Raw genomic sequence first — 23,718 nt, 5'->3', positions numbered from 1 at the left:
TTGAAAGGACATGCAATGACGCAGCCCACCTTCACCGTCGCCGAATTCCGCAAGGCGACCTTCAGCTCGCCCAACCAGAACTGCGTGCGCGTCGCACGTAAGAACGGGTGGACTGCGGTCTGGGACGACAAGCTCGCCGATGAGCGCTACACGCCCGGAATGTCATTGCCCGACAACGAAATTCTTGTCTTCACCGATGAACAGTTCGACGCTTTCCAGGCCGGTATGCGTTCGGGCCGCGCCGAGGATCGGCATCTGGCGATATCGCGACGTGACGGCGGATACGTCTTCCATGCCGCCATTCCCCAGCCGATCGATGGCGTGAAACTACGCTTCGACGAGAACGAGTTCGATGCCTTCCGGCGGGGCGTGCTGAACCACGAATTCGATTGCGCGCGATTCATCGCCGCCTGAGTACATCCCGATAACGCCGCCGAATCCGACACGCGGTAGCTCACTTCCCGTGAATCGGATTCGGCGGCGTGACCGAGGAAATACAGTGGACACACGGTGACCAGCGGCGAAAGGGCACGGCTATGACCATGATGTCCATGCTCGGCGAGGTACGACCCGAACACGATCGGGCGATCGAGGAAGGCCGGGTGCTCCTGCACTTTTTGCGGTCGTTCCGCATGCCCGTACTCGACGTATGGTCCGCCTGCGCCGAACACCGGCAATTGGATCGCTGGTTCGGCAAAGTCACCGCGGGCAACGGCAACCTGACCATCGAACCATTCGACGGTCCCGTCCCCGGCCCCATCGCGATCCGCGTCGAAGACTGCCGCGCACCGCATGATCTGGTGATCCATATCGATGGCGGCATCCTCGAACTGCATATGACCCAGGTCGGGGTCGTGACCAATCTCGAACTGATCCGCCGCCATATCTGCCCGGCCGACGCCGGCTCGGTCGGCCCGCGCTGGCAGTACCTGCTGGACCGCCTCACCGCCTACCTGGACCGACGCCCTCTGCCCAGCTGGGCCGACTACCCTGAATTGACCAACGAATACCGCTGACCCGGCTATTGCGTGAGAGCTGGATCCGGGACCAGGTCGCGCAGGTGACTGGTGATCAGGGCGTTGACCTCGTCGGTGCGTTCCAACTGCACGAGGTGACCCGCGTCCGCGATCTTGGTGACGGCGCGCAGATCGGGAACGTTCGCGCGCAGGGTTGCCAGCGGATCGCGCCCGCTGAATCCCTCCATATCCGGATCTCGATCGCCGTAAAGGAAATACGTCGGAACAGAGACCTCGGCGTCGGCGAATTCAGCGGTGAGTGCCCAGTTCCGATCGAGCACCCGGTACCAATTGAGCCCGCCGGTGAATCCGGTGTGCTCGAAATCCTTTGCCAGGGTGTCGAATTCGGCGATGGAAAGCCAGCGCCACGGCAACAGCGGGGCTTCGGGGAGAACGTCCAGGTAGCCGGTGCCCTCGGCCGGGAAGCGCCAGGTGTCGAGGTAGTGGTAGTCGGCGCTGAGCGAATAGTAGACGCGAGCCAGGAATTCCCTCGAGCGGCCGCCCAATTCGGCATCGGCCACGCCGGGCTTCTGAAAATAGTCCAGGTGCAGGAAGTGACGCTGGGCGGCCTTGGCCCATAATTGCGATGGCGCGCGCGGCGGCCGCGGGGCGAACGGATTATTGAGCACGATGACACCGCTGACCCGCTCCGGCGCGCGCAACGCCAACTCCCACACGAGCGCGGCCCCGAAGTCCAGGCCGACGAAGACCGCCTGCTCGGCGCCCATGTCATCGAGCAGTGCGAGTAGATCGCCGATGACTGCGCGGTTGGTGTAGTCCTCGATATCGGTAGGCACATCGGTACGCCCGTATCCGCGCAAATCCGGCGCAACGGCCCGGTAGCCCGCCGCGGCGACGGCCGCGAGCTGGCGATGCCACACGAACCAAGTATGCGGAAAGCCGTGGCAGAAGATCACCGGATGACCCTCGCCCTGTTCTGTGACATGCATGCGAATGCCGTTGCTCGTCACGAACCGATGAATCAATTCCACTACGGCCTCCAATAGCTAGAACGTGTTCTTGTTTCACGGTAATGTCCCGGGATCGTGAACGGAATACCTCAGGTTCTAGGCGGCCGGGTCGCGGTGGTGACCGGCGCGAGCCGCGGCATCGGCAAGGGCATCGCGCTGGAGTTGGGTACGGCAGGCGCCACCGTGTACGTCACCGGGCGCTCGGCCGTACCGGGACGCCTACCGGGGACCGTGCACGCGACCGCGGCCGAGATCGACCTGCTCGGTGGCGTCGGGGTTCCGGTCGTCTGCGATCACCGCGACGATGATGCGGTCGAGCGACTATTCGAGCGGATCCGTAATGAGCACGGCCGACTCGATGTACTGGTGAACAATGTCTACAACGCCCCAGCCGCCGCGCGCTGGTTGGGCAAACCGTTCTGGGAGGTGCCGCCGCAGGCCTGGGATGAGACCTTCGATGTCGGCGTCCGATCACATTATGTCGCAAGCGTTTTCGCGGCCCCCCTGCTGATCGAATCGGCAGGCCTGATCGCCAATATCTCCTCCCCCGGCGCCGAGCGCTACATGCACAACGCGGTATACGGCGTAGCCAAGGCCGCGCTGGACCGGCTCACCTCCGATATGGCCGACGACCTCGCCGAGTCGGGCGTCACAGTGGTCTCGCTCTGGCCCGGAATCGTCGATACCGAACTGCTGCAAATGGTGCCACGCGATAAGGACGGCCGGCGCGTCGTCACCCTGCCCGGTGAGGGCAGCTATGACCTCGACAACGCCGAATCCCCCCGCTTTCCGGGTCGCGCCGTCGTCGCACTGGCCGCCGATCCGGACCGCTGCCAACGATCCGGATCGGCTTGGCGCATAGCGGATCTCGCCGAGGAATACGGTTTCACCGACGTCGACGGCCGCATCCCGCGCAACGACTGAGATTCAGACGAGACTCAGGAAGCGCTGCACCGATCGCAACGGCGTCGGCTTGATCCGCCAGGTCAGATAGATATGCGAGCGCGGCGCATCCACGATGTCGAGATAGACCACGCCCGGATGCGGTGCCCGAGTGCGCGCCAGCACCGGCACAATCCCGATACCGCGTTCCGCCGCGACGAGCTCGATCCATTCGTCGAAATTCGTACAGGTGATGACGGTTCTGTTGGGATCGGGCGCGTCCCACGATTCGGCAGTGGTGGTGCCGGAAACGGTATTGGCCACCAGCGGATAGTGCGCGAGATCAGACCAGCGCACCTCGACCGCGGTTGCCAGCGGCGAATGCACCGAAACCGCCAGCACCCGCCGCTCCGAATCGATTTCGCGGGATTCGAGATGGTGCGGCAGCCAGATATCGTTGCGGTGGATGGCGATATCGATCGAGCGGTCATCGAGTGCCGCCATCGGATCCTCCACGCGGCGCAACGAAATCCGGCCGCCCAGCGCCTCGAAGCGGGTGCGGATCGCGGCGAACCAGGCATCGGGCAGCAGCCAGGAGAAGCCGACCTCGATCGTGGCGCGCATGCGCAGGTCCGCCTGGACGGTCTCGATATCGCCGATGATGCGTCTGCTGTGCTCGAGCAGTTCGGCTCCCTCGTCGGTCAGCTCGAAACGCCGGGATGTGCGCTCGATCAACCGGCATTCGACCAGACGCTCCAACTGCTGGATGGTTCGGGTCAGCGCGGGCTGGCTGAGGTGTAGCCGGGCGGCGGCGCGGGTGTAGTTCGCTTCCTCGCAAAGCGCCAGGTACGCCCGCAGGTGCCGCAGCTCGATATCCATGCGTCGAGCGTATACATCGTGCACAGAAAGCATTTCACAGGCTGGGAAACGGATCATACCGTCGAATCTTGTGACCGCATCGGCTCTCCTCGACACCCCACGCCGCACCCTCGCACCGGCACTGGCCGCAGGTGCGGGCCTTGCCGGCGCTGTCGGTGTCGGACGCTTCGCCTACACACCGCTACTGCCCACGATGGTGGACGCGCACCGCATCGATGCCCACGCCGGCGCGCTCATCGCCGCCGCCAACTATGCGGGCTATCTGACGGGCGCGGTGCTGCTCGCACGTCGTCCGGATCTGAACAGCCGCAATACTTTTCGCATTTCGGCAGTGGTTCTGGTGGCCAGCGAAGCCCTGGTCGCGATGCCCGGCCCCGTGATGCTCCCGGCGCTGCTACGACTGATCGCGGGGGTGGCCAGTGCGGTGATCTTCGTCGGCTGCGCCGGCGCGATCGCTCGCCTCGGTGGCCGCCCGCACGCGGCGGGCATCGCCTTCGGCGGGGTCGGATTCGGTATCGCGTTCACCGGATTGCTCGCGCTCGCAGCGCAACCGACGATGTCCTGGCAGGGCCTGTGGCTCGGTGCCGCCGGACTGACCGCTGCGCTCTTGCTGCCCGCCTTCGGACTGGATATTCACGGCTTGCGGAGCATCGAGGTGGTCCGCGCGAAACGTACGAGTACGGCTTGGCGCGCGCTGTTCATCGCCTACACGCTCGAAGGCGTCGGCTATATCGTGCTGGGCACCTTCTTGGTCGCCGCCGTCGGCGCGCACAACGCGACGGTCGGGTCGGCGATGTGGGTGATCGTCGGCGGGGCCGCCGCACCGGCGGTGCTCTGGAGCATTGCCGCCCATCGCTGGACGCCGACGACCGCCTTGGTACTCGCGCTTCTCGCGCAGTGCGCGTCGTCGGCCCTGCTCGCCTGCTCGACGACCATGTGGTCGGCGATCATCGCGGCGGCGCTGTTCGGCGGGACGTTCATGGGCATCTGCATGCTCGCGATCCAGATCGGCATCGAATTGACCGACCACCGGGCTACGGCCACACTCACCGCGGGCTATGGTGCGGGGCAGATGCTGGGTCCACTGGTCGTCGCACCGGTAATCGGCGACGGTTATTCGACGGCTTTCGTAATCGCGACCCTCGTGTTGGCGGTGGCGACAGCGGCTGCCGTCATCGTCGCCAGGCAACTCAAGCGAACTTGATCTCCAAGCCGATACCGAGAATGGCGATGAGCCAGATCAAGCCGGTGAAGATGGTGATGCGGTCGAGGTTCTTCTCGACGACGGTCGACCCCGAAAGGCTGGACTGCACGCCGCCACCAAACAAGCTGGACAGACCTCCACCTTTGGCGCGGTGCAGCAGCACCAGCAGCACCAGCAGCACGCTGGTGATGATCAGGAGGATATCCAGGAACATCCGCATGCCGGACAGTCTATGGGTGTGCGTCGTTACCCGCATAATCCACCCCGGCTCGACGCGACCTACGGTGTGTCTACCGCGACCAGGTGTGTGGTGGTGTCCTGGCCGATCATGAACTCCGCGACGGCGCGTTCGCGCAGTTGGTCCTGGGCGGTCAGGCGTACCTGATGCTGGTGCATATGCTCCGACCACGAGCGCACCACGAATGCCTCCACATAGCGGTCGACCACCCCGACATCGCGATACAGCCGCCATTCCATCGCGCCGGTGCGCTGCATGGACCGTCCGACGAACACCATCGCGGCCAGGAATTCATCGACCTTCTCCGGCGGGACATCGTAGGTGCGCAGCACCAGCACCGGTCCGTCCTCAGGATCCGGTTCGACCACGAGTTGCGGTTCCGGCCAGAAGGCGCTCGGGCTCAGATCCAATTCCTCCGCATTGTGGCGGATCGGCAGCCAGACCGAACTCAGCGCGGAACCTGCCAACAGCACCGCCGCCACCAGTAGCGCGGCCACCGGGCCAACCGCGCCCGCGACCAGCCCCCATACCAGCGAACCGAGTGCCTGGCCGCCCATGAACACCAGCATGTACACCGACAACCCACGCGCCCGCACCCACGCCGGCAGCAGCAGTTGCATGGTCGCGTTCATCGTCGACATGGCCAGCAGCCAGGCGAATCCGGCTCCGACCAACAGCACGAGCACCACGGGCACGCTGTGCAGCACAGCCGCACCCGCCGATGCGATGCCGAACAAGATCGCGGCCGCGGTCAAACGCTGTGTGGGGGTCAGCAGCGTGCGCACCCGACCCAGGCCGACCGCACCCGTCACCGCGCCGAGGCCGAGCGCGCCGAGCAGCAGACCGTAGCCGGATGAGGACAAGCCGAGCTCGTCACGGGCGATCACGGGCAGCAGCGCCCACACCGCGCTCGCCGGGGCGATGAACAGAATCGAGCGCAACAGCACCCGACGGATCGCGGGCGCGGCGCGAATGAACCGGGTGCCCGCCTGCAGCGCGGCCAGCGGACGTTCACTGGGCAGCTTCCGTTCCTTCGCCGGTCTGCGCCAACTGACCAACACTGTGACAATGCCGACGAATGAGACCGCATTCAGTGCGAACACCAGCGTCGGCCCCGACACCGAAACCAGCACACCCGCGATGGCCGGCCCGACCGCGCGCCCGATATTGATATTCATGCTGCCCAGCGCCGCGGCGGATGGAATCTCTTCGCGCGCAACGAGTTCTGGCTGAATGGCCTGCCAAGACGGTCCCGTCAACGCCTGCCCGCACCCGAGCAGGAACAGCAACGTCAACAGCACGCCGGGAGTCGTGTGCCCAGTCGCCGTCGATACCGCGAGCACCGCTGCCAACACCGCCATAGCCGACTGCGCCCCCACCAACAACCTGCGCCGATCCAACAGATCCGCCAACACCCCCGACGGAATCGACAACAGCATCACCGGCAATGTCGTCGCCGTCTGTACGAATGCCACCAATGTCGCGGCATTGGGCGCGTCGACCAGAATCCACTGCGCCCCAACGGTTTGCATCCAGGTACCCAGATTCGAGACCAACTGCGCGATCCAGAGCGCCCGATAGATTCGCGACCGTAACGGCGCCCAAGTGGATAAAGGTGTCGTCGCATCGGCAGTGGTCACGGGCCCGAGCATAGCTACGGGTCGAAATACGTGCCGTTCGCTATTTCGCTCAACGGTGCGCTGGTGCTGGCAACGGCCTGGGCGCGGGTCCGTCCGATGGCAGGCCGGGGCTGCTGGTCGAGCAGCGGGATCGGGTCTTCGCGCTCGATGCCGGGCCGGACCGCTGGTTGTTTGTGGTCGGCAGCTGAGTTGCGCGGTTTCCAGCGGCGACGCCCGTACCATCGGCTACATGTCGGCTACAACGGTGCGCGTCGGGGTTCTGCTGGCTATGGCGGCCGGTCTGGTGGCCGGGTGTTCGGGTGATGACAAGCAAGAGGAGAAACCGGCGGGGTCTCCGATGGGACGGACATTTGTCTCGACCGGGGTCGTGGGGCAGCAGATTCCTGGCGGCGGGCCGATGATCCTCACCTTTGCCGATGGCAAGATCTCGGCGAATTCCGGCTGTAATACGGCCGACGGCACGGTGGATCTGACCAATGGGATCCTGCACGTCGGGACGCTCGCGAGCACACTGCTGGCATGTCCGGAGGAACGTGACCAGGCCGATAGTTGGCAGGACAAGGTGTTGACGTCGCTGCCCAAATGGCGGATCGACGATTCGACACTGACGCTGACCGGGAAGGAAATAACGGTCACTTTGCTGGACAAGAAGGTCGCCCAGCCCGATAAGCCGCTCATCGGCACGACATGGATCATCTCCGCCTTGATGACGCCCGATGCGCAGATCCGTTCGCAGACGCTGGACGATGTGAAGCCCACGCTCACCATCGCGGCGGACGGTGGGGTCTCCGGCAACACCGGATGCAATCGTATGACCGGTCACGCCACCCCATCACCGGCCGCAAACGGTCCGGACGTCACGTTCCAGATCGGAACCACGAAGATGGCGTGCGCACCGGAGATCATGGAGGTCGAACAGGGGGTGCTGAAAGCACTCGACGGCAAGACGACGGCCACCGTTGACGCGGACACGCTGATCCTGCGCAATACCAACGGCTTCGGCCTGACACTGCGCGCGGCGTAGCCGTGGACGAAAATGCCTCCCGCACACCGGATCTGCGCCACCCAGACCGCAAACGCACCTGGCATGTGGAGATCGGTCCGTGGCCTGATCTTCCGTCCGCCCACATCGAGAAGCTGCCCACGCCGCCGTCACCGGTGACCCTCGTGCGCTACGCGGAGCTCTACACCGCCGCCGGGCGCGCCCGCCGCACCGAAGACGGCGGCTGGGATGTGGATGCCGTCACCGCACTACTAGCCGCGCGAGACGAATTCCTGCACACCATCTTCACTTTGGGCTTCATCGACCCCGATGGCGCGCTCCTGGCCGAATGCTCGGTCGGCATTTCCGGTACCACGGCCGTGCTGTACATCGTGCACGCCACCAAGCAGCCCGCCGAACTCGCCCACCTCCTGCGCGGCACCCTGTACCGGTTACATGTGCACTATCCGGACGTCCGGACCGCCGAGATCTCGATGGACCCGCGCGACGAGCCACTCGAGCTGGCACTAACAGCCAGCGGTTTCATCGTGAATCACCTCTGATTCCGACTACTTCCGCGTCAGGATCACTCGGTCCGCAATCCGCTCCGCCTCCCCGGGCGGCGCGAAGTAGAGTTCCATGGTCACCCGATCCGCCGACTCCAGTTCGATCACCGTCCGCATCGGAATCGGCTTGCCGACGAACTGCGGACCGAGCACGCCCGGATCGGTGAACTCCCCGGCCACCTCGATGTCGGCAGCGCCGCCGCTGCCCTTGGCGCCCTTGTAGGTCATCATCATCGGCGTCACGCTGTCCACCGTCGACCATTCGTAGCGGTCGTCGGTCGGCGAATAACCGAGTGTGCCGAGCCGGTAGTACGGTTTGCCGCCGAAGGTTCCCTCGGCCTCCTCCTGCATGAAGTTATTGCCCGTCTTGCCGATCCAGTGCCAGCGTGAGGTGATATCGCTCTTGATCGGATTGTCCGCGGTTCCGCCCGCGATAAAGGTCGACTTCGCGCCGTTCCATTCGCCCACCAGCTGGTCCAGCTTCAGGTGCCCGGCATCCTGGTTGGTGGGAGCCGCCCCGGAACTCGATATGGTCCCCACCGCTGATGGGGAATCGTCGGAGCATCCGGCCCCGAACGCGGTGAACGCCATAAGCGCAACCGTGACCAGTGCGCGCGCCTTCGTTGATCTCACGTGAAAGTCCTTGTCGGCCAACTGGATCTTCAGACGCGAACAGCATCGCACCACCGGCACCGGTACGCCTCGCCCCGAGCGGGAAGTCCCGAACGCAAATCAGCCCGGCAACACGCGATCAGGCGTGCTACCGGGCTGGTTTGAACATTCACCCGTCAGGGCAGCGGACCACCCGCGGCAATCGCGGACAGCGTGGCGAATTCGTCACCCTTGAGCGACGCACCGCCGACAAGTGCGCCGTCGATATCGGTCTGCGCGACCAACTCGCCGACGTTCTTGGCATTCACCGACCCCCCGTAGAGCACCCGCACACCCGCCGCGACCTCGGCGGAGGCCAGTTCGACGAGCTCCGCGCGAATCGCACCGCAGACTTCCTGCGCGTCGGCGGGGGTTGCGACCTTACCGGTGCCGATGGCCCAGACCGGCTCGTAGGCGATGACGATCTTCGAAACCTCTTCGGCCGTCAGGCCTTTGAGCGAGCCGCGCAACTGCTCGAGGTTGTACTCGACGTGGGTCTTCGCCTCGCGGACATTGAGACCCTCGCCGATGCACACGATCGGGGTGATCCCGTACTTCAGCGCCTGCTTCGTCTTGGCCAGCACGGTGGCGTCGTCCTCTGAGTGGTACTGCCGCCGCTCCGAGTGGCCCACGACCGCGAAGGTGCAGCCCAGCTTGGACAGCATCGCGGCGCTGATCTCACCGGTGTACGCGCCCGCGTCGTGTGTCGAAACATCCTGCGCACCATAGGTGAGCAGCAGCTTGTCACCCTCGACGAGAGTCTGCACGCTGCGGATATCGGTGAACGGCGGAATCACCGCGACGTCGACCTTGGCGAAGTACTTCTCCGGCAGCGCGAAGGCGATCTTCTGCACCAGGGCGATGGCCTCGAGGTGGTTGAGGTTCATCTTCCAGTTGCCCGCGATGAGCGGTTTGCGTGCCATGGTTCAGTCCTCCAGTACCGCGATACCGGGCAATTCCTTGCCCTCGAGGTATTCCAGGGATGCGCCGCCACCGGTGGAGATGTGCGAGAAACCGTCATCGGGCAGGCCGAGCGCGCGCACGGCTGCGGCCGAATCGCCACCGCCGACAACGGTGAACGCACCCTTGCCCGTCGCCGTCACGATCGCCTCAGCGATACCCCGGGTACCGGCGGCGAAGTTCTCGAACTCGAATACGCCCATCGGGCCGTTCCAGAACACCGTCTTCGCCTCGGTGAGCAGTACCGCGAACCGGTCCACCGACTCGGGACCGACATCCAATCCGAGCCAGCCGTCCGGAATCTCGTGGGCGGGCACCACCTTCGAATCCGCGTCGGCCGCGAACTTATCCGCGACGACGATATCGCGTGGCAGGTGGATGACATCCGCGTAGCGCTCCAGCAGGCCCTTGCAGGTCTCGATCATCTCCTCCTGCAGCAGCGAGCCGCCGACCGAAAGCCCCTGTGCGGCAAGGAAGGTGAAGCACATGCCGCCGCCGATCACCAGGGTGTCGACCTTGGGGGCCAGTGCCTCGATGACGGCCAGCTTGTCGGAGACCTTGGAACCGCCGAGCACGACCGCGTACGGGCGCTGCGAGTTCTCGGTCAGCTTGGCCAGCACCTCGACCTCGGCGGCGACCAGCGTGCCCGCGTAATGCGGCAGCAACTCGGCCACGTCGTAGACCGAAGCCTGCTTGCGGTGCACCACACCGAAGCCGTCGGAGACGAACGCGCCATCATCGCCGACCAACTCGACCAGCGCCGCCGCCAGCTTGGCCCGCTCGGCATCGTCCTTGCTGGTTTCGCGCGGATCGAAGCGCACATTCTCCAGCAGCAGCACATCGCCGTCGGTCAGGCCCTCCGAGCGTGACAGCGCGTCGTAGCCGACGACGTCACCGGCCAGCTGGACATTGCGGCCCAGCAGCTCGGCCAGCTTCACCGCGACCGGGGCGAGAGAGAACTTCGGATCCGGCTCACCCTTCGGGCGGCCCAGATGCGCCGTGACGACCACCTTGGCGCCGGCCTCGACCAGCGCCCGCAGCGTCGGCACCGAGGCGATGATGCGGCCCGGGTCGGTAATCTCGCCGTTCTCGTCGAGGGGGACGTTCAGATCGGAGCGCACGAGCACGCCCCGACCCTCGACACCCTCGTTCAGCAGATCCTGGAGCGTCTTGACTGCCATGCGCGTCAGAGCGACTTGCCGACGAGGCCGATGAGGTCGGCCAGGCGGTTGGAGTAGCCCCACTCGTTGTCGTACCAGGAGTACACCTTCACCTGGTCGTCGATGACCTTGGTCAGCGGCGCGTCGAAGATCGACGAATGCGGGTCGGTGACGATATCGCTGGACACGATCGGGTCCACGCTGTACTTCAGGATGCCCTTGAGCGGGCCATCCGCGGCGGCCTTGAACGCGGCGTTGATCTCCTCGACCGTGGCCTTCTTGGCCAGATCCGCGGTCAGGTCGGTGATCGAACCGGTGGGGATCGGGACGCGCAGCGAGTAGCCGTCCAGCTTGCCGTTCAGCTCGGGCAGCACCAGGCCGATGGCCTTCGCGGCGCCGGTGCTGGTCGGCACGATGTTCAGCGCGGCAGCGCGGGCGCGGCGCAGATCCTTGTGCGGGCCGTCCTGCAGGTTCTGGTCCTGGGTGTAGGCGTGAATGGTGGTCATCAGACCCTTGACGATGCCGAACTCGTCGTTGAGGACCTTCGCCAGCGGACCGAGGCAGTTGGTGGTGCAGGAGGCGTTGGAGATGATGTTCTGGCTGCCGTCGTACTTGTCGTCGTTGACGCCCATGACGACGGTCAGATCCTCACCCTTGGCGGGCGCGGAGATGATGACCTTCTTGGCGCCCGCGGCGATGTGGCCCTTCGCCTTGGTCGCGTCGGTGAAAATGCCGGTGGATTCGACGACCACGTCGACGCCGAGGTCACCCCATGGCAGGGCGGCCGGGCCCTCCTTGATGGCCAGCGCCTTGATCCGCTGCTCGCCGACCACGATGGTGTCATCGCCGTCCAGCGACACGTCCTGCGGCAGGCGGCCCAGGATCGAGTCGTACTTCAGCAGAGTGGCCAGCGTCGCGTTGTCGGTGAGGTCGTTGACCGCGACGATCTCGATGTCGGTGGTGCCGAGCGCCTTCTGCGCCTCCACCGCCCGGAAGAAGTTACGTCCGATACGGCCGAAGCCGTTGATGCCTACCCGGACAGTCACGTTATCGCTCCTCAGCTTTCAAGCGGATTCATTCCGATGCCATAACCACACTAGTGCCCAGCCGTGCACTCTCCGACACGCACCTGGCATTCGTGAGGACGTGGGACCTGCGCAGACGCCCGTCCGTGTGGTTTCAGCGCACTAGTGCGCCGTCCGCGCCCTTGTTTCCGCTCACTACGGAATCCGATGCTCACCACGGCCACATGCCGCCCGAGCAGGTCCGACACCCGTGACCGCGGCGGCCTGGCGCCGGACCTCGGACCGTTAGCCGGGTAGACAGCTCAGCCTCGGAAAATACGAATCGCCGCCCATCCGGACGGCGATTCGGCTCACGCTTCGTCGAGCAGTTCGGCGGTGACGGCCGATTCGGTATCGGGTACGCCCAACTCCTTGGCCCGGCGGTCCGCCATCGACAGCAGCCGTCGAATCCGGCCTGCCACAGCGTCTTTCGTCATCGGCGGATCGGCGAGCTGGCCGAGTTCCTCCAGTGACGCCTGGCGGTGCTGCACCCGCAGCTTGCCAGCGGCGGCCAAATGGTCGGGCACCTCGTCGCCCAGAATATCCAGTGCGCGTTCGACTCTCGCGGCGGCGGCGACCGCGGCACGGGCCGATCGGCGCAGATTCGCATCGTCGAAATTGGCCAGGCGGTTCGCGGTGGCCCGCACCTCGCGGCGCAGCCTGCGCTCCTCCCAGACGATCCGGGTGTCCTGCGCACCCATCCGGGTCAGCAGTGCGCCGATCGCCTCGCCGTCGCGCACCACGACCCGATCGGTGCCGCGCACCTCACGCGCCTTGGCGGTGATGCCGAGCCGCCGCGCCGCGCCGACGAGCGCCAGCGCGGCCTCCGGACCGGGGCAGCTGACCTCGAGCGCCGAGGAGCGACCCGGTTCGGTGAGCGAGCCATGCGCGAGAAACGCTCCACGCCAAGCGGCTTCAGCATCGCCGATACTGCCACCGACCACCTGGGCGGGCAGACCTCGCACTGGACGTCCGCGCACATCGAGCAGACCGGTCTGTCTGGCCAGCGCCTCGCCCTCCTTGGACACCCGCACCACATAGCGCGAGGTCTTGCGTAGACCGCCCGCGCCGAGCACGTGCACATCGGAGCCGTAGCCGTACAGCTCGAAGATCTCCCGCCGTAGCCGCCGCGCGATGGAACCCATATCCACCTCGGCCTCGACGATCACCCGCCCGCCGACGATGTGCAGGCCGCCGGCAAACCGCAGCAGCGCAGACAGTTCCGCCTTGCGGGAACTCACCTGCGAGACCGTGAGCCTGCTCAGTTCGTCCTTCACTTCGGCTGTCATCGCCACGAGACGCGCTCCTTTCCACCCAACCCGGAACGCACATCCTGACCCATGTGCCGTCCCTCGACTCGAAGCCCTGCCATATGTGGCCGAGGTTGCCGGATCAGCTGATCCAGTGCGGCGGCAAGCTTTCCGGGGTGATGCCGGTCGGTTCCCGCTTCGGCGACATCGGAGAAGGTTACTCGCGCCCGCAATTGTTCGGCAGCCCTGGCCACATGTTCTCTTTCGCGACCTTCCGGCACCGACCCGGAATCGACCAGTACCTCGTCGACCACGAATTCCGGTGCGTGCTGGGACAATACATGGAGATGGCGTTCCGCGGAGAAACCCGCCGTTTCTCCCGGCTCCGCGGCCAGATTCAGCACCAGGACTTTGCGCGCTCTGGTATACACCAGCGCATCACGCAATTCGGGCACCAGCACGTGCGGAATCACGCTGGTGAACCAGGAACCCGGGCCCAGCACAACGACATCGGCGTGTTCGATGGCCGAGGTGGCCTCCGGACTGGCGGGCGGATCGGACGGAATCAGCCGCACGCGCCGCACCTTACCCGGTGTCGTCGCGATGGCGACCTGGCCGCGGATGCAGCGGCTCACGCGTGGGTCCGCTTCCAGCCCAGAAACATCCGCCTCGATATCGAGGGCGATGGGCGACATCGGCAGCACCCGCCCGGTGATACGCAACATCTTGGCGACCTCGTCCAGCGCAGCGACCGGATCGCCGAGCACCTCGGTCAGCCCGGCGAGGATCAGATTGCCGACCGAATGTCCGGCGAGTGCGCCAGTGCCGCCGAAGCGATGCTGCACGGTGCGCGTCCACACATCCTCACCGTCGGCGGCCAGCGCCGCGAGGGCCATGCGCAGATCGCCGGGCGGTGGCACACCGAGTTCGGCGCGCAGTCTGCCCGATGAACCGCCGTCATCGGCGACGGTCACCACCGCGCTGATCTTTCTGGTCAGCCGCCGCACCGCGGTGAGCGTCGCGTACAGGCCGTGCCCGCCACCGAGCGCAACTATGGCGGGATCCGATTCCCACCCCGTCATTCGCGCCCCAGATCCCGGTGCACGACTCGTACGACATCGGCTGGACCGGATTTCTCTGCCTGCAGTGAATCGAACACCGCGGAGCCGATCAGTTCGCCGAGTGCCTCGGCGATCGCAACGCTGCGGTGTTTACCTCCGGTGCAGCCAACTGCCACCGTCATGTATCGCTTCCCCTCTTGGCGGTAACCATTCGTCGTCAGGTCGACCAGGTGGTGGCAGGTGCTCAAGTAATCGGCCGCGCCGGGACGCGACAATACATACTCGCTGACCACGGTCTCCTGTCCCGAATGTTCCCGAAGTTCCGGTATCCAATGCGGATTGGGTAGAAAACGCACATCCAACACCATGTCCGCATCGAGTGGAACCCCGTACTTGAATCCGAATGACTGCACCGTCAGCTGCAGTGCGGTGGGCGCCCCGCCGCCGTAGGCCTCCTCCAACTTGCGGTGGAGCTGGTGGATCGAGAGTTCGGTCGTGTCGATCACCAGGTCGGCCGCCGTTTTCACGGCAGACAGGCGTATCCGTTCGGCCGCGATGCCCGCCGAGAGCGTACCGTCGGCGCTTTCGCTCTGCAGCGGGTGGCGTCGGCGCGCGAAGCCGAAGCGTCGGATCAGCACGTCATCGGAGGCCTCCAGGAACAAGATCCTGGTCGGTACTCCCGCCGATCGCAGCTGATCGGTGACCGCCGAGAGATCGCCGGTGAAGAAGCGGCTGCGCACATCCATGACCAGCGCGAGGCGGCGAATCGGCGGTTCGGCGGAGGCGCCGAGTTCCACCATCGGGCCGATCAGCTCCGGTGGCAGGTTATCGGTGACATACCAACCCAGATCCTCGAGTACACGGGCGGCGGTGCCGCGACCCGCGCCGGATAGGCCGGTCACGATGACCACCTCGACCTTCGGCTGCGGTGGGTTGCCGTCGCCGCGTTCGACAGGTGCGCCGAGAGTGCCCGCGGGACCGGTCCGCCCAGCGGTCGACCGCGGGCTGCCCGCACTGTTGTTCGATTCGACGCGTGTCATGTCCTACCGGATCTGTGTCAGGGTGCCTGTCGATCATCCCGCACCGGTTCCGGTATCGGGCGCAGACACACAACGTAGGTGTCTTATTCCTCCCGCAATGCGGCCAAAACAGCGTTCGCGGTCGCCACACCGATGCCGGGCACCTCGGTTATCTGCTCGACGGTGGCCTCCTTCAGTTTGGCAACCGACCCGAAATGCGTAACGAGCGCGGTCCGGCGGGACTCGCCCAGGCCACGCACCGAGTCCAATGCGGATGCGGTCATCCGGCGGGAGCGTTTGCTGCGGTGGAACGTGATGGCGAAGCGGTGCGCCTCGTCGCGCACCCGTTGCAGCAGATATAGCGACTCGCTATTGCGCGGCATGATCACCGGATCGCTCTCCCCCGGCACCCACACCTCCTCCAGCCGTTTGGCCAGACCGATCACCGCGACATCGGTGATGCCGAGTTGGTCGAGGACCTCGACGGCGGCGGCCACCTGAGGTGCGCCGCCGTCGACTACATAGAGATTGGGCGGGTAGGCGAATTTCCGCGGACGGCCGGTGCGTGGATCAATGCCAGGACGTGCGGTTAGTTCGAGATCGCCGTCGGCATGTCCTTCCTCCGGGCCGGATGCCAGTTCCTCGGCCGCCAGTTCGTCGCGTTCACGGCGCAGGCGATAGAACCGCCGCCTGGTCACCTCCGCGATGCTGCCGACATCGTCGGAGCGGCCCTCGCCCGCGGCCTCCTTGATCGCGTAGTGTCGGTACTCGGACTTGCGCGGCAGCCCGTCTTCGAACACCACCAGCGAAGCCACCACATCAGTGCCCTGCACGTGGCTGATATCCACACACTCGATTCGTAGCGGCGCGCTGTCCAGATCGAGGGCATCTTGAATGTCTTGCAGTGCAGCGGATCTCGAGGTCAGATCGCCCGCGCGCTTGAGTTTGTGCTGGGCCAGCGCCTCCATCGCATTGCGCTGCACAGTTTCGGCGAGCGCCTTCTTGTCACCGCGCTGGGGCACCCGCAGCCGCACCGCCGAGCCGCGCAGTTTGCTCAGCCATTCCTCCACCTGCTCGGCATCGGCGGGCAGTTCCGGCACCAGCACCTCGCGCGGCACCGCAGTGGCGGGGTGTTCGGCCTCGCCGTGTTCGTCCTCGCCCTGTTCGGCCTGCGCGGCCTGTTCGCCGTAGAACTGGGTGAGGAACTGCTCGACCAGCGCGGCCACCTCGCCACCGGCCTCCTGGCCGTCGATGGCGTCGCCGGATTTGTCGACCACCCAGCCGCGCTGACCGCGCACGCGGCCATCGCGGACGTGGAAGATCTGCACCGCCACCTCGAGTTCATCGATGGCGAAGGCGACCACATCGGCGTCGGTGCCGGTGCCGAGGACGACGGCCTGCTTCTCCAGTGCCCGCCGTAGCGCTTGAACGTCGTCGCGGAGCCGGGCGGCGGTTTCGAAGTCCAGGTCCTCGGCGGCGTCGTGCATCCGGCGCTCCAAATCGCGCACCATGCGATCGGTGCGCCCGGCCAGGAAGTCGCAGAAGTCCTCGACGATCCGGCGATGCTCGTCGGCATCGACGCGGCCGATGCACGGGGCCGAGCATTTGTCGATATAGCCGAGCAGGCACGGCCGCCCGATCTGGTTGTGCCGCTTGAAGACTCCGTTGGAACAGGTGCGCGCGGGAAAGACACGCAGCAGCAGATCCAGGGTTTCCCGAATGGCCCAGGCGTGCGCGTACGGACCGAAGTACCGCACCCCCTTCTTGCGCGCGCCGCGATAGACGAACAGCCGCGGGTACTCCTCGTTCAAGGTGACCGCCAGCACCGGATACGACTTGTCGTCCCGATACCGCACGTTGAATCGGGGATCGAACTCCTTGATCCAGTTGTATTCCAGCTGAAGGGCTTCCACTTCGGTGGAGACCACGGTCCATTCGACGCTCGCCGCTGTGGTGACCATCTGCTTGGTCCGCGGATGCAGCGAAGCCACATCGGCGAAGTACGAATTCAACCTGCTGCGCAGGCTCTTCGCCTTGCCGACATAGATCACACGCCCGTGTGCGTCCCGGAATTTGTAGACACCGGGTTCAATGGGAATCGTGCCCGGCTTCGGCCGGTAGGTCGCGGGATCTGCCACGGATCCAAGCCTATCTACCGGCCCCGACACATCCGCACGGGCGGCTCAGCCGAAGCGGCGGGCACTGGCGACGATCGCATCGCACAGTGCCTGCTCGGGCGCGGACAGGGTCGTGCGACGGCGCATCAAGACGAATTCGAGGTCGCCGAGAACCGGAAGTCGCGGGTCGACGAGGACGCGCAGACCGTCCGGGATCAGGGTTTCGGCATGCACGATGACGCCGAGACCGGCGAGGACGGCAGCGCGCAGGCCGAGCTGGCTGTCGCTGGTGCAGGTCACGCGCCAGGTCCTGGCGTCGCGTTCGAGAGCCTGCAGTGCGATCCGGCGGGTCAGGCTGGGCGGCGGATAGGTGACCAGCGGGACCGGATCGTCGAATTCCGTTGGGGCCGAACGGCCCGCCCACACCAGGCGATCGCGCCAGAGCAGTTCGCCGTGCCGCTCACCGGGCAGGCGTTTGCCGACGACCAAGTCGAGTTCGCCGGTTTCCATGCGCGTTTTGAGGTTTTCGCTCAGGCCGACGGTGAGTTCCAGATCGACCCCCGGATGGGTGCGCTGGAATTCCAGGAGTACGTCGGGGAGTTCGTGGGCCATCACATCATCGGAGGCACCGAGACGGATCAAGCCCGTAAGGGTGGAATCGGAGAAGTAGCGCTCGGCCGCACCCTGCGCGTCGAGGATGGTGCGGGCGAAGCCGACCATGGCCGCGCCGTCGGCGGTCAGCGCGAGATTGCGGGTATCGCGGCGGAACAACTCGCGGCCCGCGGCCTTCTCCAAACGGGCGATATGGCCGCTGATCGTCGACTGACGCAGACCGAGTATGCGACCGGCGGCGGTGAAACCGCCCGCGCGTTCGACGGCGAGGAAGGTGCGCAGCAGTTCGGGTTCGAACACGCTCCAATTATCACAGTTTGCGTTTATAGATATCGTTCTGAACGCCTACCGCGTTCAATTCGTGGAGTCGTAGGGTCGACGGGTGAAGTTCCTCGCCAAACTCCGTCTCGATGCGTTCATGCTCGGCATCCTGGCCAGCGTCGCGGTTGCCGCGCTGTTGCCCGCGCGAGGCGTGGCGGGCGATGCGCTCGACTGGATCACCAAGGTCGCGATCGGTGTGCTGTTCCTGTTGTACGGCGCCCGACTCGAGCCCCGAGAGGCACTCGCCGGTTTGCGGCATTGGCGATTGCATTCGACGGTGCTGGCGGTGACCTATCTGGTCTTCCCCCTGATCGGGCTGGCGTTGCGCGTGCTGGTGCCGTCGGTGCTGACCGATGATCTCTACACCGGCGTGCTCTTCCTGTGTCTGGTGCCGTCGACCGTGCAGTCATCGATCGCCTTCACCTCGGTTGCTCGCGGGAACGTGGCGGGCGCGGTGGTCAGCGCGTCGCTGTCGAATCTGATCGGCGTCTTCGCGACCCCGCTGCTGGTCATGCTGCTCATGGACACCACCGGCAATGCCACCGTCTCCCCCACCGCGCTCCTCGCGATCGTCGTTCAGTTGCTACTGCCCTTCCTGGCAGGCCAACTCTTGCGCCCCCGGATGACCTGGCTGCTGCGGCATGCCACTGTCACCAGGGCCGTGGATCGCGGCTCGGTCTATCTCGTCGTCTATGCCGCCTTCAGCGCGGGCATGGTGGAACACATCTGGAGCGGTATTTCGCCGCGGGCACTACTGGCCACCGTCGCGGTTTGCGCAGGCATTCTCGCCCTGGTCCTGACGATCACCACCTTCGGCAGTCGCCACCTGAGCTTCTCCCGTCCCGATCAGATCGTCACGGTGTTCTGCGGCTCGAAGAAGAGCTTGGCCACTGGGCTCCCCATGGCCTCGGTCCTCTTCGCGGGACACTCGGTCGGCCTGATCGTGTTGCCGCTCATGGTCTTTCACCAGATCCAGCTATTGACCTGCACGGTCCTCGCCCAGCGCTACGCGCGATCAGCACTCGTGACTGCCGAGCCGGCCGCACAACCCGCCTGATCCGGAGTATTCACCACTCGGCGTCGGTGACCCGGATGTCGAACCACGCCTTGGCCTCTGGTCGCCACAGCTGGTAGACGATCGTCGCCGACGCACCCAGCGCGAACAGGACGACGATCAGCCCGGCCAAGTCGGGGACAGCCTCGACGTGAATCCGCAGCACCGCGACGCACTGCACCGCGGCCGACACGATCGCGACGCGGCGCACCCGCGACCCACGGCCGAGGACCAGTACGGCGAGGCCGAGCACCCAACTGCAGCCGAATTGCAGGGTCGCGGATCTGGCCGCCTCGTCCCCCGCGATCAAGCCCATGACGACCGGATAGGCGAGGCCGAAGCCCGCAAGTCCCAATGCGGCTTCTCTGGCCTCGCGGACCGATTCGGGCAGGCCGACGGGACGCGCCGTCCGCACCGCCGAAGATTCGAAATATGCCTCGGCTTCATCCATGGCCACTCCCCGTCGAGCTTGCGCACCGTGATGTGGTGGGCGTCACAGCAAGCTAATTCAGTTCAGGGACATCGACATTCAGGAACAGCAGAGTGTGTCGTAGGTCACATACTGGATATTAGGCCAGTTCGTGTCGCCGCAGCACCTCGAGCAGACCTTCGGTGCGCTCGACCGTCGGCAACGGATCGACCAGCGCGAAACCGCAGCCCGCCGCTACCGCACCACCATCGGCCACGGCACTGTCGCCGACCATGAGCGCCATTTCGGGACGCACACCGAGTTGTTCCACCGCGGCCAGGAAGATCCGTGGATCCGGCTTCACCGCACCGACTTCGAACGACAGCGTGTGCGCGGCGACGAGCCGATCCCAACCGTTGGCGGCGAACGCCGGGCGGATATCGAAGGCGATATTGCTCACCACTGCGACCGGGATACCCTGTGCCGCAAGGGTTTTCAGCACGGAACCGGTATCCGGGTACGGTGTCCAGACCAGCGGGTCGAGCATCCAGTCGTAGAGCCGCTCGACCAACGCCGGTGTCGGCAGCCCGGCTTGTCGCAGCACCTCGTGGTAGGAGCTTCGGTGCATTGCCGGATCCAGATCCCGCCGCTCCCAGGCCAGCTGGCCCTCGGCATCGAAGACCGCACTGGCACCGACCGGCCTCGTCATCCGATCCAGGATCGCCTCCTGCTGCGACCGGTCCAGGGGTTTGCCATCGGCCCCGACCAGATCGGCCCAGGTTTCATCGGGTTCCAGCCGGAAGAGCGTGCCGGAGAAGTCGAACAACACCGTCTCGATCGCCACCGTGCCAGGTTACCGACGGCTGGCTTCGAGCGGCGACCTCAGCGCTCAATCCCGCAGAAATCGCATCCCAACGGGTGCCCAATGCGATTGCCCACTAACCGTTTTCGCTGAACTCACCAGTGCTGGGCACCGGATTCCACGCGACGCTCGCCGATCGGCGATACAGTGCGGTCCATGAGTGGCACGCGAAGAACCTGGGTCAGCGCCGCGGCGGCGCTCACGCTCATCGTCGGCGTTGTCAGCGGATGTTCATCCGATGACACACCGGCGAACGCGGCGTGTAGTGCGACGCCGAACGGGACCCCGGTGGTCGCGACCTCAGCGGGTGCGGCACCTGGCGCGACCAAGGATTTGAGCACCAATCCGGAGATCGCGACCGGCTACCGATCCGATATGACGGCGGTGCGCACCAAGACCTATGCGGTGTCCACGGCCAACCCGGTCTCTACCAAGGCCGCCTGCGAGGTGCTGAGCAACGGCGGCACGGCCGCGGATGCACTCATCGCGGCGCAGATGGTGCTCGGGTTGGTGGAGCCGCAGGCCTCCGGCATCGGTGGTGGCTCGTTCATGCTCTATTACGACGCGGCCAGCAAGAGCGTGGAGGCGTACGACGGTCGGGAGATCGCCCCGGCGGCGGCGACCGAGAATTATCTGCGCTGGGTCAGCGATACCGATCGGACCGAGCCGAAGCCGAGTGCCCGTGCGAGCGGACGCTCGATCGGCGTGCCCGGCGTCTTGCGCATGCTGGAACTGGCGCATCGCGACCACGGCAAGACCGCTTGGCGGGACCTGTTCGACCCGGCCATCGGGCTGGCCGATCGCGGCTTCCCGATCAGTCCGCGCCTGACCGGTCAGATCGCCGAATCCGCCAAGGATCTCGCGGTGGACGAGTCCGCGAAGGCCTACTTCCTCAATCCGGACGGCACCCCGAAACGGGCCGACACCCTACTGACCAACCCGGCAATGTCCAAGACTTTGAACGCCATTGCCACCGACGGCGCGAATGCCTTCTATACCGGCGCCATCGCCCACGACATCGTCGACGCGGCCGGATCCACTGCGGGCGGGCGCACCCCGAGCCTCGTCACCGCCAACGACCTCGCCGGATATCAGGCCAAGAAGCGGACCGCACTCTGCACGAACTACCGCACGCACGAGATCTGCGGTATGCCGAGCCCGTCCTCGGGCGGCATCACCGTCGCGGCCACCCTCGGCATCCTGGAGAACTTCGACCTGTCCGCGCTGAGGCCGGACAATATCGACCGCAACGGCGGCAAACCGAAGGCCGAAGCGGTGCATCTGATCTCGGAGGCCGAGCGGCTCGCCTACGCCGACCGGAACAAGTACGTCGCCGATACGGATTTCATTCCGCTGCCGGGTAATTCGCCGCAGACCCTGCTGAACAGGGATTATCTGAAGCAGCGCGCCGGTCTCATCGATCCCGGCCACAGCATGGGCACCGCGCAGCCCGGCGATTTCGGCCCGGTGCCGCTGGGCGTCGGGCCACAGCCGCCCGAGCACGGCACCAGCCATATTTCGGTGGTCGATAAATACGGCAATGCCGCCTCGATGACCACCACGGTGGAATCGGCCTTCGGATCGTTCCATCTCGTCGACGGATTCGTGCTGAACAACCAGCTCACCGATTTTTCCGCCGATCCGCTCGGCACCGATGGCGCCCCCGTCGCCAATCGCGTGCAGCCGGGTAAGCGGCCGCGCAGCTCGATGAGCCCGACTCTGGTCTTCGACCACAATGCCGACGGCTCCCGCGGCGATCTGACCCAGGTCGCCGGCTCCCCCGGCGGTTCGGTGATCATCCAGTTCGTCGTGAAAGCCCTGATCGGCGTCCTGGATTGGGGCCTGGACCCACAACAGGCGGTCTCCGCGCTCGCCTTCGGCGCCGGAAACAGTCCGGCGACCGGCGTCGGCGGCGAGCACCCCGCCATCAATGCCACCGATAACGGCGATCACGATCCGCTGGTCCTACGCCTGCGCGAACTCGGCCACCAAGTCTCGGTCGCACCCCAATCCAGCGGCCTCAGCGCATTGCAGCGCGACGGCGATGGCTGGATCGGCGGTGCGGACCCGAGGCGCGAAGGCGCCGTCCTCGGCGACACCCGCTGACCTGCTGCTGCTCTATCCGGTCCGCAGCATCGGATAGAGCACCGGCCGATGCGCGAATCGCGGAACAGCGGCAAGGCTGTTCGGCGGCGAGCCGCAATCGGCTAGAAGTAGGCCATGAGCGGATCGTTAGTGAATGCATCGGCGAGTACGCGGGCTTCGGATCTCATGCAATCCGATAGCAATACACCCGCCTACTCCTGCGCGGCAGTATATTTCGCGCCCAGCATCCGCAGCTTGTCCAAGGCCTCGACAGCGCGTTGCTTGTCGTTGGAGCGGATTGCCATGAGGGGGACGTAGTCGTCGTCGACCAGTTCGAGGCGGGCCCAGGACTTTCGGTCCGGAAAGGAGACACCGCGGATGTACTCCCAGGGGAATTCGGTGTCACCCAGGATGTTCCGCACCGAGACGCCGCGCTTGCCGACACGTACGCGCGGCCGGGTCAGTAGGAGCACCGCTGCCGCACCGAGTACGCCGATGCCGATCATCGCGAACTGGTCCGCGAGGCGGAAGTTCACGCCCGTCGAACCGTGACGCAATAGTAAGCCGCCTGCGGTGAACCCGGCGACGAGCAGCACCGCGACGGTCCATGCGGTCCGAACCGCGCGATGCGGCCGCACCTCGAGCTCCCACTCGCCGGAGCTCGATTCGGTAGCCGCGGCCTGGCCTCTACGCCAGATGCGAACGACCGGCATGG

At 65.7% G+C, this 23,718-nt stretch carries 24 protein-coding genes; 8 read left to right on the top strand and 16 right to left on the bottom strand.

From position 1 onward, the window contains the following. Positions 1–15: 15 nt before the first annotated feature. Positions 16–414, top strand: coding sequence for a DUF397 domain-containing protein (locus AB0J47_RS04180; RefSeq protein WP_364340295.1), 399 nt, complete (start codon positions 16–18; stop codon positions 412–414). Between the two features lie 68 nt (positions 415–482). Beyond that, positions 483–1,016, top strand: a complete 534-nt coding sequence (locus tag AB0J47_RS04175) for a hypothetical protein (RefSeq protein ID WP_364340293.1) — start codon at positions 483–485, stop codon at positions 1,014–1,016. Positions 1,017–1,021: 5 nt separating this feature from the next. Here the strand turns inward: AB0J47_RS04175 and AB0J47_RS04170 are convergent, their stop codons facing one another. After that, complete coding sequence (locus tag AB0J47_RS04170) at positions 1,022–2,008, bottom strand: alpha/beta hydrolase (protein ID WP_364340290.1); 987 nt, start codon at positions 2,006–2,008, stop codon at positions 1,022–1,024. Between the two features lie 54 nt (positions 2,009–2,062). Here AB0J47_RS04170 and AB0J47_RS04165 point away from each other — a divergent pair, with 54 nt between their 5' ends. After that, positions 2,063–2,911 (top strand): SDR family NAD(P)-dependent oxidoreductase, encoded by an 849-nt coding sequence (locus tag AB0J47_RS04165; RefSeq protein ID WP_364340288.1) that lies wholly within the window; start codon positions 2,063–2,065, stop codon positions 2,909–2,911. A 3-nt stretch (positions 2,912–2,914) separates the two neighbouring features. On the opposite strand, the gene AB0J47_RS04160 is transcribed toward AB0J47_RS04165, so the two are convergent. Next, entirely contained in the window at positions 2,915–3,748 is an 834-nt protein-coding gene (locus tag AB0J47_RS04160; protein ID WP_364340286.1) for a LysR family transcriptional regulator, read from the bottom strand. A gap of 70 nt (positions 3,749–3,818) precedes the next feature. On the opposite strand from AB0J47_RS04160, the gene AB0J47_RS04155 reads away from it, so the two are divergent. After that, positions 3,819–4,952, top strand: a complete 1,134-nt coding sequence (locus tag AB0J47_RS04155) for a YbfB/YjiJ family MFS transporter (protein ID WP_364340284.1) — start codon at positions 3,819–3,821, stop codon at positions 4,950–4,952. Here the strand turns inward: AB0J47_RS04155 and secG are convergent. Continuing rightward, positions 4,939–5,172, bottom strand: coding sequence for a preprotein translocase subunit SecG (gene secG, locus AB0J47_RS04150; protein ID WP_062991810.1), 234 nt, complete (start codon positions 5,170–5,172; stop codon positions 4,939–4,941). The two genes, AB0J47_RS04155 and secG, sit on opposite strands and share 14 nt — an antisense overlap. 59 nt (positions 5,173–5,231) lie before the next feature. Next, positions 5,232–6,842, bottom strand: coding sequence for an MFS transporter (locus tag AB0J47_RS04145; RefSeq protein ID WP_364340280.1), 1,611 nt, complete (start codon positions 6,840–6,842; stop codon positions 5,232–5,234). A 217-nt stretch (positions 6,843–7,059) separates the two neighbouring features. On the opposite strand from AB0J47_RS04145, the gene AB0J47_RS04140 reads away from it, so the two are divergent. Both AB0J47_RS04140 and AB0J47_RS04135 read left to right on the top strand, forming a co-directional pair. Continuing rightward, positions 7,060–7,854: an META domain-containing protein gene (locus AB0J47_RS04140; protein ID WP_364340278.1), complete on the top strand. Its 795-nt coding sequence runs from the start codon at positions 7,060–7,062 to the stop codon at positions 7,852–7,854. A 2-nt stretch (positions 7,855–7,856) separates the two neighbouring features. After that, entirely contained in the window at positions 7,857–8,375 is a 519-nt protein-coding gene (locus AB0J47_RS04135) for a hypothetical protein (RefSeq protein WP_364340276.1), read from the top strand. Between the two features lie 6 nt (positions 8,376–8,381). Here the strand turns inward: AB0J47_RS04135 and AB0J47_RS04130 are convergent, their stop codons facing one another. From AB0J47_RS04130 to AB0J47_RS04090, 9 genes are all read right to left on the bottom strand, one after another. Next, a complete protein-coding gene (locus AB0J47_RS04130; protein ID WP_364340274.1) occupies positions 8,382–9,011 on the bottom strand; it encodes a DUF1579 family protein in 630 nt (209 codons plus the stop codon). 155 nt (positions 9,012–9,166) lie between these two features. Then, a complete protein-coding gene (tpiA, locus tag AB0J47_RS04125) occupies positions 9,167–9,952 on the bottom strand; it encodes a triose-phosphate isomerase (RefSeq protein ID WP_364340272.1) in 786 nt (261 codons plus the stop codon). A gap of 3 nt (positions 9,953–9,955) precedes the next feature. Further along, positions 9,956–11,170 (bottom strand): phosphoglycerate kinase, encoded by a 1,215-nt coding sequence (locus AB0J47_RS04120; protein ID WP_364340270.1) that lies wholly within the window; start codon positions 11,168–11,170, stop codon positions 9,956–9,958. A gap of 5 nt (positions 11,171–11,175) precedes the next feature. Continuing rightward, positions 11,176–12,195: a type I glyceraldehyde-3-phosphate dehydrogenase gene (gap, locus tag AB0J47_RS04115; RefSeq protein ID WP_327099906.1), complete on the bottom strand. Its 1,020-nt coding sequence runs from the start codon at positions 12,193–12,195 to the stop codon at positions 11,176–11,178. Between the two features lie 329 nt (positions 12,196–12,524). Further along, a complete protein-coding gene (gene whiA, locus AB0J47_RS04110; RefSeq protein ID WP_364340266.1) occupies positions 12,525–13,508 on the bottom strand; it encodes a DNA-binding protein WhiA in 984 nt (327 codons plus the stop codon). Next, on the bottom strand, positions 13,499–14,545 hold the full coding sequence (gene yvcK, locus AB0J47_RS04105) for a uridine diphosphate-N-acetylglucosamine-binding protein YvcK (protein WP_364340264.1): 1,047 nt from the start codon (positions 14,543–14,545) through the stop codon (positions 13,499–13,501). The genes whiA and yvcK overlap by 10 nt, the downstream gene beginning before the upstream one ends. Beyond that, the gene (gene rapZ, locus AB0J47_RS04100) at positions 14,542–15,564 is read right to left on the bottom strand and encodes an RNase adapter RapZ (protein ID WP_364340262.1); all 1,023 of its coding nucleotides are present in this window, start codon (positions 15,562–15,564) and stop codon (positions 14,542–14,544) included. Before rapZ ends, yvcK begins: the two co-directional genes overlap by 4 nt. Positions 15,565–15,647: 83 nt before the next feature. Further along, positions 15,648–17,681, bottom strand: a complete 2,034-nt coding sequence (gene uvrC / locus AB0J47_RS04095; RefSeq protein ID WP_364340260.1) for an excinuclease ABC subunit UvrC — start codon at positions 17,679–17,681, stop codon at positions 15,648–15,650. A gap of 45 nt (positions 17,682–17,726) precedes the next feature. Next, entirely contained in the window at positions 17,727–18,572 is an 846-nt protein-coding gene (locus AB0J47_RS04090) for a LysR family transcriptional regulator (RefSeq protein ID WP_364340258.1), read from the bottom strand. Between the two features lie 82 nt (positions 18,573–18,654). Between AB0J47_RS04090 and AB0J47_RS04085 the strand changes: the two genes are divergently transcribed. Continuing rightward, positions 18,655–19,650, top strand: coding sequence for a bile acid:sodium symporter family protein (locus tag AB0J47_RS04085; protein ID WP_364340256.1), 996 nt, complete (start codon positions 18,655–18,657; stop codon positions 19,648–19,650). A gap of 10 nt (positions 19,651–19,660) precedes the next feature. Here AB0J47_RS04085 and AB0J47_RS04080 read toward each other — a convergent pair whose 3' ends face one another. Then, positions 19,661–20,098, bottom strand: a complete 438-nt coding sequence (locus AB0J47_RS04080; protein WP_364340254.1) for a hypothetical protein — start codon at positions 20,096–20,098, stop codon at positions 19,661–19,663. Between the two features lie 118 nt (positions 20,099–20,216). Further along, the gene (locus AB0J47_RS04075; protein WP_364340252.1) at positions 20,217–20,900 is read right to left on the bottom strand and encodes an HAD-IA family hydrolase; all 684 of its coding nucleotides are present in this window, start codon (positions 20,898–20,900) and stop codon (positions 20,217–20,219) included. 174 nt (positions 20,901–21,074) lie between these two features. On the opposite strand from AB0J47_RS04075, the gene AB0J47_RS04070 reads away from it, so the two are divergent. Further along, positions 21,075–23,024, top strand: a complete 1,950-nt coding sequence (locus tag AB0J47_RS04070; protein WP_364340250.1) for a gamma-glutamyltransferase family protein — start codon at positions 21,075–21,077, stop codon at positions 23,022–23,024. 191 nt (positions 23,025–23,215) lie between these two features. Here AB0J47_RS04070 and AB0J47_RS04065 read toward each other — a convergent pair whose 3' ends face one another. Beyond that, positions 23,216–23,716 (bottom strand): PH domain-containing protein, encoded by a 501-nt coding sequence (locus tag AB0J47_RS04065; RefSeq protein WP_364340248.1) that lies wholly within the window; start codon positions 23,714–23,716, stop codon positions 23,216–23,218. Between the last annotated feature and the right edge of the window lie 2 nt (positions 23,717–23,718).

The organism is Nocardia sp. NPDC049737, from assembly GCF_040674755.1.
Lineage (GTDB): Bacteria > Actinomycetota > Actinomycetes > Mycobacteriales > Mycobacteriaceae > Nocardia.
The sequence above is the reverse complement of the archived record's forward strand: the minus strand, read 5'-3'. Positions and strand labels throughout refer to the sequence as shown.

Excerpts from the sequence above, each read along its gene's own strand:
- yvcK (WP_364340264.1), bottom strand. The coding sequence starts at position 14,545 with ATGACGGGGTGGGAATCGGATCCCGCCATAGTTGCGCTCGGTGGCGGG.
- AB0J47_RS04120 (WP_364340270.1), bottom strand. The coding sequence starts at position 11,170 with ATGGCAGTCAAGACGCTCCAGGATCTGCTGAACGAGGGTGTCGAGGGT.
- AB0J47_RS04180 (WP_364340295.1), top strand. The coding sequence starts at position 16 with ATGACGCAGCCCACCTTCACCGTCGCCGAATTCCGCAAGGCGACCTTC.
- secG (WP_062991810.1), bottom strand. The coding sequence starts at position 5,172 with ATGCGGATGTTCCTGGATATCCTCCTGATCATCACCAGCGTGCTGCTG.
- tpiA (WP_364340272.1), bottom strand. The coding sequence starts at position 9,952 with ATGGCACGCAAACCGCTCATCGCGGGCAACTGGAAGATGAACCTCAAC.
- AB0J47_RS04145 (WP_364340280.1), bottom strand. The coding sequence starts at position 6,842 with ATGCTCGGGCCCGTGACCACTGCCGATGCGACGACACCTTTATCCACT.
- AB0J47_RS04160 (WP_364340286.1), bottom strand. The coding sequence starts at position 3,748 with ATGGATATCGAGCTGCGGCACCTGCGGGCGTACCTGGCGCTTTGCGAG.
- AB0J47_RS04080 (WP_364340254.1), bottom strand. The coding sequence starts at position 20,098 with ATGGATGAAGCCGAGGCATATTTCGAATCTTCGGCGGTGCGGACGGCG.
- rapZ (WP_364340262.1), bottom strand. The coding sequence starts at position 15,564 with ATGACACGCGTCGAATCGAACAACAGTGCGGGCAGCCCGCGGTCGACC.
- AB0J47_RS04065 (WP_364340248.1), bottom strand. The coding sequence starts at position 23,716 with ATGCCGGTCGTTCGCATCTGGCGTAGAGGCCAGGCCGCGGCTACCGAA.
- AB0J47_RS04140 (WP_364340278.1), top strand. The coding sequence starts at position 7,060 with ATGTCGGCTACAACGGTGCGCGTCGGGGTTCTGCTGGCTATGGCGGCC.
- AB0J47_RS04070 (WP_364340250.1), top strand. The coding sequence starts at position 21,075 with ATGAGTGGCACGCGAAGAACCTGGGTCAGCGCCGCGGCGGCGCTCACG.